Genomic DNA, 12701 nt, shown 5'->3' with positions numbered 1-12701 from the left:
CCGTCAAGACCCACGCAGGTCAGCGGCTGTGGCCGGTGCTGTCCCGGACCATCAGCACCGGTGCGACCTGGGGCCGTACCGGTCGGCCGCCGGACCCACCCGCGTCGAGCAGCTCCAACAGGGCGGCCACGCACCGGTGACCCACCTCGTCGAAGTCCTGCCGGACGGTGGTCAACGGCGGTGAGAGGTACTCGGCCTCCGGGATGTCGTCGAAGCCCACCACGCTGACGTCCTCGGGCACCCGGCAACCCCGCTGGTGCAGGGCGCGCAGCAGGCCGAGCGCCTGGTGGTCGTTGGCGCAGAAGACGGCGGTAACGTCCGGCCGATCGAGCAACCGCTGGCCCAGCTCGTACCCGGCCCGGGGGCTCCAGTCACCGGGCACCACCGTCGGCACCCGCCGGCCGGCCTCCTCCAGCGCCAGCCGCCACCCGTCGACCCGGTCCCGGGCCTCCAACCAGTCCCGGGGGCCGGCGATGTGCCAGACCGTCTCGTGTCCCAACTCCAGCAGGTGTTCCACCGCCAACCGGGCCCCGGTGACCTGGTCGACCGAGATGCTGGGCAGCTCACCGGCGGCGCCGCCGGCCTCCACCACCACCGCCGGTACGCCGGTGGGCAGCCCGGGTACGGCGATCGCCGCCGTCATCATCGGGGCGATGATGACCATCCCGGCCACCGACTGCTCGGTCAACGCGTCGACGGCCGAGGTCATCCCGACCCGGTCCAGCTGCTCCAGGGTGACGATGTTGATGCCGTACCCGGCCGCGCGGGCGGCCCGCTCGACGCCGAGCAGGGTGGCCGCCGGCCCGTACAGGATGGTGTCGAAGCTGATCACGCCGATCACCCGGGACCGCCGGCCGGCCAGTCCCCGGGCCAACGCGTTGGGCCGGTAGTTGAGCTGGTGCACGGCCCGCAGCACCCGTTCCCGGGTCTCCGGTCGGACACTGGGGTGGTTGTTGAGCACCCGGGACACGGTCTGGTGGGAGACCCCGGCCAGGCGCGCGACGTCGTTCATCACCGCGGCCCGTACCACCGGCTGCTGCCCCATCTGCCCACCCCTTCCCGTGCCCGGGTGCCGCCGCGTCAGAAGCCCCGGGCCAACCGGTGGTAGGCCTGGTTCCAGCGCAGTTCCTGGGCGAACCGGCGGGGGCGCGTGTCGGCGTCGATGACCACCAGTTCGGTGGCGACCATCTCGGCCAGGTCGTGCAGCTCCTCCACCCCGACGGCCTGGGAGAGCACGGTGTGGTGCGGCGCGCCGGCGATCAGCCAGGACTCCGCCGAGGTCGCCAGGCTCGGTCGGGGCCGCCACACCGCGCGGGCCACCGGCAGCTTCGGCAGCGGCTGCGGCGGGTCGACCACGTCGATCTCGTTGGCGACCAGCCGGAACCGCTCCCCCATGTCGGCCAGGCCGAGCACCACGGCGGGACCGGGACGGGCGTCGAAGACCAGCCGGACCGGGTCCTCCCGGCCGCCGATGCCCAGCGGGTGGATCTCGGCGGTCGGGGTGTCGACCGCGATGCTCGGGCAGACCTCCAGCATGTGCGCGCCGAGGATCACCTCCTGGCCGGGGGTCAGGTCGTAGGTGTAGTCCTCCATGAAGGAGGTGCCGCCCTCGGTGCCGACCGACATCGCCTTGAGGGTGCGCACCAGCACCGAGGTCTTCCAGTCGCCCTCGCCGCCGAAGCCGTACCCGTCGGCCATCAGGCGCTGCACCGCGATGCCCGGCAGTTGCCGCAGCCCACCCAGGTCCTCGAAGTTGGTGGTGAAGGCGCGGAACCCGCCGTCGTCGAGGAAGTCGCGCAGTCCCGCCTCGATCCGGGCCGCGTAGCGCAGCGAGTCGTGCCGGTCCCCGCCGTTGCGCAGCTCGGCGGCGAGCCGGTAGCTGTCGTCGTACTCCTTGACCAGCTCGTCGACGCGGGCCGCCGGCACCGCGTCGACGACGGCCACCAGGTCGTTCACCCCGTAGGTGTTGACCGAGACGCCGAACCGCAGCTCCGCCTCGACCTTGTCGCCCTCGGTGACGGCCACGTCCCGCATGTTGTCGCCGAAGCGGGCCAGCCGCAGCGTACGCAGCTCCGCGTGCCCGACCGCAGCCCGGGTCCACGCGCCGATTCGGGCCGCCACCTGCGGGTTGCTGACGTGGCCGGCGACGGTCTTGCGGGCCACCCCGAGCCGGGACTGCACGTACCCGAACTCCCGGTCGCCGTGGGCGGCCTGGTTGAGGTTCATGAAGTCCATGTCGATCTCGGCCCAGGGCAGCTCGACGTTGGACTGGGTGTGCAGGTGCAGCAGCGGGGTCCGCAGCGCGTCCAGTCCCGAGATCCACATCTTCGCCGGGGAGAAGGTGTGCATCCAGGCGATCACCCCGACCGCGCCCTGTACCGCGGCGTCGCGGCAGACGGCCAGGATCTCGGTGCTGGAGGTGAGCACCGGCTTCCAGACCACCCGGGCGGGGATGGCGGGGTCGGCGTCGAGCCGCGCGGCGATCTGCCGCGACTGCTCGGCCACCTGACGCAGGGTCTCCGGGCCGTAGAGGCCCTGGCTCCCGGTAAGGAACCAGACCTCGGCCGGTGATGAGCTGGTCATGGATACTGCCTTCCGATCAACGGACGGGTGGTCACTTCTTGCGGAGGACGACGAGGCGTTGGAGCAGGATGAACGCGAACAGCAGGGCGCCGATCACGATCTTGGTCCACCACGAGTTGAGGCTGCCGTCGAAGGTGATCAACGTCTGGATCACGCCGAGCACCAGTACCCCCAGCACCGTGCCGAACACGTAGCCGGAGCCGCCGGTGAGCAGGGTGCCCCCGATGACCACCGCGGCGATGACGTCCAGTTCCATGCCGACGGCGATCAGCGGCGCCCCGGAGAGGGTGTAGAAGGACAGCACGATGCCACCGATGGCCGAGCAGAGGCCGCTGATCGTGTAGACGGCGATCTTGGTACGGCCCACCGGTAGCCCCATCAGCAACGCCGACTGCGGGTTGCCGCCGATGGCGTACACGTTGCGACCCAGCCGGGTGTACGCCAGCACGAAGGCGGCCACCAGGACCACCACCAGCGTGATCAGGACGCTGACGCTTACGAAGTTCTCCCCGATCCGGATCCGTTCCTGGGCCATCGAGGTCCAGAAGCCGTCGGTGATCGGGATCGACGACGCGCTGATCCAGGTGCACAGCCCCCGGGCGAAGAACATCCCGGCCAGGGTCACGATGAACGGCTGGATGTCGAAGAAGTGGATGACGCAGCCCATCGCGAAGCCCAGGGTCGGGCCGATCAGCAACGCGATCACCAGCACCAGCGCCGGTGGCAGCCCGGAGCGCAGCAGCGAGGCGGAGACCATCGCGGTCATCGCCACCACCGACCCGACCGACAGGTCGATCCCGCCGGTCAGGATCACGAAGGTCATGCCGACCGCGACGATCAGCAGGAAACCGTTGTCGATGAGGATGTTGAAGATGACCTGGATGTTGGAGAAGGCGGTGTACTGAGAGACGCCGATGCCGTACATGACCAGCAGCAGGGCCAGGGTGGCCAGCACCGGCACGTGCCGCTGCGGCACCCGCCACCACGCCTTCGCGTCGCGGGCCGCCAGGGGGGTCGTGGTCATGCCGGCACCTGCTCCTTCTGCGTCTCGACGGCGGTCGGTGGCGGCGGCGGGGGTGTCCTGCGCCGCCGCAGCCGGGCCCGGAACGCGGGGGCCTGGATGAGACAGACCGCGATCACCACGACCGCCTTGAACAGCAGCGCGGTCTGCGGGTCGATGCTCATCGCGTACACCGAGGTGGTCAGGGTCTGGATGATCAGCGCGCCGACGATGGTGCCGCCCAGGTAGAACCGGCCACCGGCCAGCGCGGTACCGCCGATGACGACGGCCAGGATCGCGTCGAGCTCCACCCAGAGGCCGACGGCGTTGCCGTCGGCGCTGGAGACGTTGGCGGTCATCATGAAGCCGGCGACGGCGGCGCAGGCCGCGCTGACCACGTACACCAGCAGGGTGATCCGCCGGGACCGGATGCCGGCCAGCCGGCTGGCCTCGGCGTTCCCGCCGACCGCCTCGATGATCATGCCGAGCGCGGTCCGCCGGGTCAGCACCGCCACCAGCAGGGTCACCACCAGGGCGACGACGATGGCGAACGGCAGGGTGAGCAGGTGCCCGACCCCGATCGTCCGGTACGGCTCGCTGTTGATGGTGATGATCTGCCCCTCGGCGATCAGCTGGGCCAGGCCCCGGCCGGCGACCATCAGGATCAGCGTCGCGATGATCGGCTGGATCCCGATCACCGCCACCAGCGTGCCGTTCCAGACCCCCAGCACCAGGGCGACCCCGAAGGCCAGGGCCAGCGCGGTGAACACCCCGCCGAGGCTGTTCTGGTCGGGCTGTTTGCTGATGTACAGGCAGGCCACCGCGCCGCTGACCGCCGCCACCGAGCCCACCGACAGGTCGATGCCGCCGGTGGCGATCACCAGGGACATGCCCAGCGCCACCAGGATCAGCGGCGCGCTGAGCCGGACGATGTCGATCAGACTGCCGTAGAGGTGGCCGTCCTTCAGCTCGACGGAGAGGAAACTGGGCCGGTAGACGGTGTTCGCCACGATCAGCAGCGCCAGCACCACCAACGGCCAGAACAGCCGGTGGCCGCTGGCCGCGGCGAACCGGTCCCGAACCGCGCTCACGGGTGGACCTCGCTTTCCTGCCGGTCGCCGCTGGCGATGGCGTGCATGACCCGCTCGGCGTCGAGAGTGTCGTCGTTGGTGAGGGTGGCGACCAGTTGCCGGTCCCGCATCACCGCGACCGTGTGGCTCAACCGCAGCACCTCCTCCAGCTCGGCGGAGATGAACAGCACCGCCATGCCGCCGTCGGCCAGCTCGACCACCAGGCGTTGGATCTCCGTCTTGGCCCCGATGTCGATGCCCCGGGTCGGTTCGTCCAGGATCAGCAACCGGGGTTCGGTGATCAGCCAGCGGGCCAGCAGGACCTTCTGCTGGTTGCCCCCGGAGAGGTTGCGCACCGGCACGTCCGGGTTGGCCGGCCGGATGCTCAGCGCCCCGATCCAACGCTGGACCAGCTCGTCCTGCCGGCGGCGGGGCACCGGCCGCAGCCAACCCCGGGCGGCCTGCATGGCCAGGATGATGTTCTCCCGTACGGTCAGCTCACCGACCAGGCCCTCGGTGCGCCGGTTCTCCGAGCAGAAGGCGATGTCCCGCTCGATCGCCGCCACCGGGTTGCGGATCGCCGTCGGACTGCCGTCCACGGTGAGCTGCCCCCGGTCGGCCCGGTCGGCGCCGAAGAACAACCGGGCCACCTCGGTACGCCCCGAGCCGAGCAGCCCGGCCAGGCCGACCACCTCACCGGCGTGGATGGTCAGGCTGAACGGCGCCACCGAGCCGGTGCGACCCAGCCCGTCGGCCACCACCAGGGGCGTGCCGGCGGCGACCGCCGCCGGATCGTGCCCGGCCTCGGCGTCGATGCTCTCCAGGGCGTCGAGTTCCTTGCCGATCATCTTCTCGACCAGGGCGAGCTGGGGCAGCTGCGCGGTGGGCCACTCGCCGACCAGCCGGCCGTTGCGCAGCACGGTGATCCGGTCGGCGATGCCGTACACCTGGTCGAGGAAGTGGGTGACGAAGAGGATCGCGATGCCGTCGTCGCGCAGTTGACGCATGATCCGCATCAGCTGCGCGACCTCGTCGGCGTCCAGGCTGGAGGTGGGCTCGTCGAGGATCAGCACCCGGGCCCGGACGTCGATCGCCCGGGCGATGGCCACCATCTGCTGCACCGCCAGCGAGTAGCTGCCCAGCAGCTCGGTCACGTCGATGCGCAGGTCGATGCGGGCCAGCAGCTCGGTGGCGCGGCGACGCATCTCGCGCCAGTTCACCGCCGGGCCCCGGCGCGGCTCGCGGCCGATGAAGATGTTCTCCGCCACGGAGAGGTTCGGCAGGAGGTTGACCTCCTGGTAGACGGTGCTCACCCCGGCCGCGGTGGCCTGCATCGGACCGGCGAACGAGACCTGCTCGCCGTCGAGGGCGATGGTGCCGGCGTCGGTGCCGTACACCCCGGTGAGCACCTTGATCAGGGTGGACTTGCCGGCGCCGTTCTCGCCCATCAGGGCGTGCACCTCACCGGGGAAGAGCCGGAAGTCGACGCCGTCGAGGGCGCGTACTCCCGGGAAGATCTTGCTGATCGCGGTCATCGTCAGGACCGGACGCGGCTGCGACATCCCACCGACCTTTCGTGATTCTGGCCCGGGGCGGGGCCGCCGCGCGTGGCGCGGCGGCCCCGGCCGGTCAGTACTTGCGGGTCGGCAGCGCCGCCTTGGCCTGCTCCGGCGTGAACGTGGTCTCCTCGGTCTCCACCCGCTCCGGCACGCTCTCGCCGGCGTGGACCTTCTTGACCAGGTCCATCAGCTGTGGGCCGAGCAGCGGGCTGCACTCGGCGATGAAGTTGAACTTGCCGTCGGCCAGGGCCTGCATGCCGTCCTTGACCGCGTCGATGGTGATGATGGTGATGTCCTTGCCCGGCACCTTGCCGGCCGCGGTGATCGCCTCCAGCGCGCCCAGCCCCATGTCGTCGTTGTGCGCGAAGAGCACGTCGATCTTGGGGTTGGCCTTGAGGAACTGCTCCATGACCTGCTTGCCGCCGGCCCGGGTGAAGTCACCGCTCTGCGAGGCGACGACCTTCAGGTTGGGGTTGGTGGCGATGGCCTCGGCGAAGCCCTTCTTGCGGTCGTTGGCCGGCGCCGAGCCGGTGGTGCCCTGCAGCTCGACGATGTTCACCGGCCCGGTGGCGGCCTTCTTCTCCTCGACCAGCCACTCACCGGAGAGCCGCCCCTCCTTGACGAAGTCGGAGCCGATGAAGGTCTTGTAGAGGGTCTTGTCGGCCGAGTCGACCGCCCGGTCGGTGAGGATCACCGGGATGTCGGCGTCCTTGGCCTCCTTGAGCACGGTGTCCCAACCCGACTCCACCACCGGCGAGAAGGCGATCACGTCCACCTTCTGCTGGATGAAGTTGCGGATCGCCTTGATCTGGTTCTCCTGCTTCTGCTGGGCGTCGTCGAACTTCAGCTCGATGCCGGCCTCGGTTGCGGCCTCCTTCACCGAGGTGGTGTTGGCGGTACGCCAGCCGCTCTCCGCGCCGACCTGGGAGAAACCGAGCACGATCTTGTCGCTGCCGGCTTCACCGCCGGAGCCGCCGGTGTCGCTGTTGCCGCAGCCGGCCAGCCCGCTGGCCAGCAGGCCGGCGGCGAGGATCGCGCCGAACCCGCGCCGGGTGTACGTACCGGTCCTGAGCATGTGGATACTCCTTGCCGAGGTGTGGTGTGGTGAGGGGTGTCGGGCCCTGGTCCGCCGTTGGGGGACGACGGGGGCACGTGGGGATCGCCGACGGCGTGGTGGTGCCGTCGACCGGTGTGCGGCTGGTGGTGTCGCGGGGCAGGCGGCCTCAGGTCGCGGTGACCGTGGCGCCGGGCTGCCCGTACACGTTCTGGTATCGGTCGTAGAGGGAGTCGACGTCCTCGCCCGCGATCGGCACGGGCCGGCCCAGGGTGCGGGCCAGGTACATGGTCCGGGCCACGTCCTCGCACATCACCGCGGCCTTGACCGCCGCGCGGGCGTCGCGGCCGATGGTGAAGACCCCGTGGTTGCGCATCAGCACCGCCGGGGAGCGGTGCCCGGCGAGGGTGGCCACGATGCCCTTGCCGATGTCGTCCCCGCCGATCAGGGCGAACGGGCCGACCGGGATCTCCCCGCCGAACTCGTCGGCCTGGGCGGTGAGGTGACACGGGATGGCCTCGCCGCAGGCGGCCCAGGCGGTGGCGTACCCGCTGTGGGTGTGCACGACCCCGCCGACGTCGGGCATCGCCCGGTAGACGTAGGCGTGCGCGGCGGTGTCGCTGGACGGTGACAGGTCGCCGTCAACGACGACCCCGTCGAGGTCGCAGACGATCATGTTGTCCGGGCGCAGGTCGTCGTAGGAGACCCCGCTGGGCTTGATGACCATCAGGTCCCGCCCGGGGACCCGGGCCGAGACGTTGCCGGCGGTCCAGGCCACCAGGTTGTACCGGACCAGCTCGGCGTGCAGGCCGGCGACCTGCTCCCGCAGCCGGTCCACCTCGCCGCTCATGCCGCCACCTCGCTGCGCTCGGCGTCGCCATGGACCACGACACCGACGATTCGCTCGCAAGACTCGCTCATGCCACCACCTCGCTGCGCTCGGCGTCGATCGGGCCGCCGACGACGGTGATTCGCTCGCTCATGCCACCACCTCCAGGGGGGTCGCGGCCGGGTCGGCCGGGGTGTGGTCGGCCGCCCGCCGGGCGGCGTTGCGGATGGCGCGCAGGCGCAGCAGCAGGTCGTCGCCGCCCCGGCCGAAGTGGTCGTGCAGCCGCCGGTACTCGGCGTACAGCTCGTCGTAGGCCCGGGCCCGCTCGGGGTCGGGTCGGTAGACGTCCCGGTCCACCCGCCCCATCGCCGCCGAGGCGGCCGGCACGTCCGGGTACGCCCCGGCGGCCACCGCCGCGTGGATGGCCGAGCCGAGCGCCGGCCCCTGCGCCGAGCCGATGATGCCCAGTGGACGTCGCGTCACGTCGGCGTAGATCTGCATCAGCAGCGTGTTGCTGGTCAGTCCACCGGCGACGATCAGCTCGTCGACCGGCACCCCGGCCTCGGCGAACGCCTCGATGATCATGCGGGTGCCGTAGGCGGTGGACTCCAGCAGCGCACGGTAGACGTCCGGGGGCCGGGTGGCCAGGGTCAGCCCGACGATGACGCCGCTCAGGTCGTGGTTGACCAGCAGCGACCGGTTGCCGTTCCACCAGTCCAGGGCCACCAGCCCGTGCGCGCCGACCGGCTGGGCGGCGGCAGCGGCGGTGAGCGCCTCGTGGGAGGCGTACCCGGCCGGGGCGGCGTGCTCGACGAACCAGCCGAAGATGTCCCCGACGCCGCTCTGCCCGGCCTCGTAGCCCCAGCTGCCGGCGCTGATCCCGCCGTCGACCGCGCCGCACATCCCGGCGACCTCGGCCGGCTCGGTGCCGTTGACCACGTGGCAGGTCGAGGTGCCCATGATGGCGACCATCCGGCCGGGCGGCAGGGCCTGCGCGGCGGCGGCGGTGACGTGGGCGTCGACGTTGCCGACGGCCACCGCGATCCCCTCGGGCAGCCCGGTCCACCCGGCGGCCTCCGCGGTCAACCGGCCGGCCCGGTCACCGAGCTGCGCCAACGGGCCGTCGATCTTGTCGACGAAGTCGGCGAAGTCGGGGTTCAGCTCGGCCAGGTACTCCCGGGACGGGTACCGTCCGTCCTGGCGGATGCCCTTGTAGCCGGCGGTGCACACGTTGCGGGTCTCGACGCCGCAGAGCTGCCAGACGATCCAGTCGGCGGCCTCGATCCAGCGCTGTGCCCGGGCGTAGACCTCCGGGTCCTCCTCCAGCAGCTGCAGGCCCTTGGCGTACTGCCACTCGGCGGAGATCTTGCCGCCGTACCGGCCGATCCAGGGCTCACCCCGGGAGTGGGCCAGGGCGTTGATCCGGTCCGCGTGCGGCTGGGCGGCGTGGTGCTTCCACAGCTTCACCCAGGCGTGTGGACGGTTGCGCAGGTCGGGCAGCTCGCACAGCGGGGTGCCGTCGCCCAGTGCGGGCAGCACCGTGCAGGCGGTGAAGTCGATGCCGACGCCGACCACCAGCGCCGGGTCGATGCCGGCGTCGGCCAGGGCGGCCGGCACGGCGTGCCGCAGCACGTCCCGGTAGTCGTCCGGGTCCTGCAGGGCCCAGTCCGCCGGCAACTGCCGGCCGTCGACCGCCAGCCGGGTGTCCATCACCCCGCTGCGGTACGGGTGCACCGCCGTGCCGACCTCGGTGCCGTCGGCGACCCGGACCACCAGGGCCCGGCCGGACAGCGTGCCGTAGTCGACGCCGACGACGTACCGGTCGTCGGGCTCCACCGTGACGCTCATTCTGCAACCTCCGCTGACGCGTTCGGACTAGTGTTAGCGCTCACATAGGAACCCGTCAAGACGTCTGTCGCAACATTCGGGAAACCCGTCGGGGGCGTACGGCGGCCGGCATGCTACTGCCGCCCCCGGGCCGCGCGACGACCCGTCGCGGACACCCTGACCAACAGTGACCCAACCGTGACCTCGCTGAGTGTGAGCGCTATCATCGACCGATCACCCTCGATCGACACCGAGCCGAGTCGGCCCCGGCCCGACACTCCGGGGCGAAGACTTCGACGCATGCAGATGTTGCGTGCTCGTTACGTCCACTCTAAGCTGCGCTGGGAGCGCTCCCGTACCGGCAGTCCCCCACCGGAAGTGAGACCGTCCCACCATGACCAGAATCCCCCGGACGTCCCGACGTGGCCTGCTCGCCACGGGTGTCGTCTGCGCACTCACCCTGGGCGCGTCGGCCCTGCTGCCCGCGACGAACGCGATGGCCGCCACCGGCTGCGCCGTCACGTACACCACCAACAGCTGGGACGGGGGCTTCACCGCCTCGGTCAGCATCAAGAACCTCGGCGACGCGGTGAACGGCTGGACCCTCGGCTTCAGCTTCGGCCAGTCGAGCCAGCGGGTCGTGCAGGGCTGGTCGGCGACCTTCGAGCAGTCCGGCGCCGCGGTCACCGCGCGCAGCCTGAGCTACAACGGCGCCCTGGCCACCGGCGCCACCACGAACATCGGCTTCAACGGCAGCTTCTCCGGCAGCAACCCGGCCCCGACCTCGTTCACCCTCAACGGCGTGACCTGCACCGGCTCGACCACCGGCCCCACCACCCCGCCGACCACCCCGCCGCCGCCGACCGCGCAGACGCCGGCGGCGATCAACGGCAAGCTGCGGGTGTGCGGGGCCAACCTGTGCAACCAGTACGGCAAGCCGATCCAGCTGCGCGGCATGAGCAGCCACGGCATCCAGTGGTTCCCCAGGTGCTACCAGGACCCGGCGCTGGACGCGCTGGCCACCGACTGGAACTCCGATCTGTTCCGGATCGCGATGTACGTCCAGGAGGACGGCTACGAGACCGACCCGGCCGGCTTCACCGCCCGGGTCAACGACCTGGTCGAGAAGGCCACCGCCCGGGGCATGTACGCGATGATCGACTTCCACACCCTGACCCCCGGTGACCCGACGTTCAACCTGGAGCGGGCCAAGACCTTCTTCCGGGCCGTCTCGGCCCGGCACGCCAACAAGGACAACGTGATCTACGAGATCACCAACGAGCCCAACGGCGTCAGCTGGTCGACCATCAAGAACTACGCCGAGCAGGTCATCCCGGTCATCCGCGCCAACGACCCGGACGCGGTGATCGTGGTCGGCACCCGCGCCTGGTCGTCGCTCGGCGTCTCCGAGGGCGGCAACGCCACCGAGGTGATCAACAACCCGGTCAACGCCAGCAACGTGATGTACGCCTTCCACTTCTACGCCGCCTCGCACCGGGACAACTACCGGGCCGAGCTGGAGCGGGCCGCCGCCCGGCTGCCGATGTTCGTCACCGAGTTCGGCACCGTCGACTACACCGGCGACGGCGCGGCCGACCTGGCCAGCAGCACCGTCTGGCTGGACCTGCTGGACCGGCTGAAGATCAGCTACGCCAACTGGACCTTCTCCGACAAGGCCGAGGGCAGCGCCGCGCTGCGTCCGGGCACCTGCAACGGCAGCTCGTTCACCGGCACGTCGGTGCTCACCGAGAGCGGCGCCTTCATGCGCAACCGGATCCGTACCCCGGACAACTTCCCCACCAGCTGACCGCGACGCGTCGGGCACACCGACCCGGCCCGGCCTCCCCCGTGGAGGCCGGGCCCCGGCGCGTTACGATCTGCCTGCTCACGGGCCTTCTCCGAGGGGCCGTCGGAGGACGGGCCGCCGGGCGCGGCCGGTACCGCTGATCTTCGGAAGGCTCATGGTCAGGACCTACGACGTACCGCTGCTGGTGTTGACCATGGCCACCGGCGCGATCGACGGCGTCAGCTACCTCGCCCTGGACCGGGTCTTCACCGGCAACATGACCGGCAACGTGCTGTTCATCGGGTTCGGCCTGGCCGGGGTGTCCGGCCTGCCGGTGCTCAACAACCTGGTCGCGCTGCTGGCCTTCATGCTCGGTGCGGTGCTGGCCGCCCGACTGACCCGGGGTGCGCCGGGGCCGGCGAAGCTGCCCCGCTCCGGTCTGGCCGTCCTGGTCGCCGGGGCCGTGGTGACCCTCGTGCTGGCCTGCCTCTGGCTGGCCGTGGGCACCCTGGACACGCCGGTCCTGCTGGTCACCACCGGGTTGCTGGCCCTGCTGCTCGGTGCCCAGGCCGCCGCGGTCAAGCACATCGGCATCCGGGACCTCTCCACGGTGGTGGTCACGATGACGATGGTGAACCTCTCCACCGACAGCCGCGCCGCCGGTGGGACCGGCCTGTCCTGGGCCCGGCGATTCGCCGCGATCGTCACCATGGGCCTCGGCGCGCTGGTCGCCGCGCTGCTGACCCTGCACGTCAACGGCGCGGTGGCGTTGCTGGTCGCGGGCCTGCTGCTGGCCACCGGCACCGGCCTGGTCGCGGTGGTCCGCCGGGCCGAGCTGGCCGCCGCGCGTCAGGCGGGCGCGTCGCCGGCCGTCGACTGAACCCCGCGCCGCACCAGAGCCGTCCGGCCAGGTCGGACCGCCCGGTCGGGCTCGGTACGGGTCACCTGCGGTCGAGGGCCCCGGCTGGACGGCGCAGAAGTACCGGACGTCCC

General features: G+C 71.2%; 10 protein-coding genes. 2 read left to right on the top strand and 8 right to left on the bottom strand.

Going from position 1 to position 12701, the window contains the following annotated elements; genetic code table 11:
- Positions 1–19 precede the first annotated feature (19 nt).
- From GA0070617_RS14795 to araB, 8 genes are all read right to left on the bottom strand, one after another.
- A complete protein-coding gene (locus tag GA0070617_RS14795; protein WP_091437857.1) occupies positions 20–1045 on the bottom strand; it encodes a LacI family DNA-binding transcriptional regulator in 1026 nt (341 codons plus the stop codon).
- 35 nt (positions 1046–1080) lie between these two features.
- Positions 1081–2583 carry an L-arabinose isomerase gene (gene araA, locus GA0070617_RS14790; protein ID WP_091437855.1) on the bottom strand — a complete coding sequence of 501 codons (1503 nt, stop codon included), beginning with the start codon at positions 2581–2583 and terminating at the stop codon, positions 1081–1083.
- Between the two features lie 31 nt (positions 2584–2614).
- Positions 2615–3607: a galactofuranose ABC transporter, permease protein YjfF gene (gene yjfF / locus GA0070617_RS14785; RefSeq protein ID WP_091437852.1), complete on the bottom strand. Its 993-nt coding sequence runs from the start codon at positions 3605–3607 to the stop codon at positions 2615–2617.
- Positions 3604–4674 (bottom strand): ABC transporter permease, encoded by a 1071-nt coding sequence (locus tag GA0070617_RS14780; RefSeq protein WP_091437849.1) that lies wholly within the window; start codon positions 4672–4674, stop codon positions 3604–3606. The genes yjfF and GA0070617_RS14780 overlap by 4 nt, the downstream gene beginning before the upstream one ends.
- Positions 4671–6215 (bottom strand): sugar ABC transporter ATP-binding protein, encoded by a 1545-nt coding sequence (locus tag GA0070617_RS14775; protein WP_091437846.1) that lies wholly within the window; start codon positions 6213–6215, stop codon positions 4671–4673. Before GA0070617_RS14775 ends, GA0070617_RS14780 begins: the two co-directional genes overlap by 4 nt.
- Positions 6216–6282: 67 nt before the next feature.
- Entirely contained in the window at positions 6283–7287 is a 1005-nt protein-coding gene (locus GA0070617_RS14770; RefSeq protein ID WP_091437843.1) for an ABC transporter substrate-binding protein, read from the bottom strand.
- A 148-nt stretch (positions 7288–7435) separates the two neighbouring features.
- Positions 7436–8116, bottom strand: coding sequence for an L-ribulose-5-phosphate 4-epimerase (locus tag GA0070617_RS14765; RefSeq protein WP_091437840.1), 681 nt, complete (start codon positions 8114–8116; stop codon positions 7436–7438).
- 129 nt (positions 8117–8245) lie between these two features.
- On the bottom strand, positions 8246–9943 hold the full coding sequence (gene araB, locus GA0070617_RS14760) for a ribulokinase (protein WP_091437837.1): 1698 nt from the start codon (positions 9941–9943) through the stop codon (positions 8246–8248).
- 373 nt (positions 9944–10316) lie between these two features.
- Between araB and GA0070617_RS14755 the strand changes: the two genes are divergently transcribed.
- Complete coding sequence (locus GA0070617_RS14755; RefSeq protein ID WP_091437834.1) at positions 10317–11729, top strand: cellulase family glycosylhydrolase; 1413 nt, start codon at positions 10317–10319, stop codon at positions 11727–11729.
- 154 nt (positions 11730–11883) lie between these two features.
- Entirely contained in the window at positions 11884–12588 is a 705-nt protein-coding gene (locus GA0070617_RS14750; RefSeq protein ID WP_091437831.1) for a YoaK family protein, read from the top strand.
- The last annotated feature ends 113 nt before the right edge of the window (positions 12589–12701 follow it).

Source organism: Micromonospora yangpuensis (assembly GCF_900091615.1).
GTDB classification, from domain to species: domain Bacteria; phylum Actinomycetota; class Actinomycetes; order Mycobacteriales; family Micromonosporaceae; genus Micromonospora; species Micromonospora yangpuensis.
The sequence above is the reverse complement of the archived record's forward strand: the minus strand, read 5'-3'. Positions and strand labels throughout refer to the sequence as shown.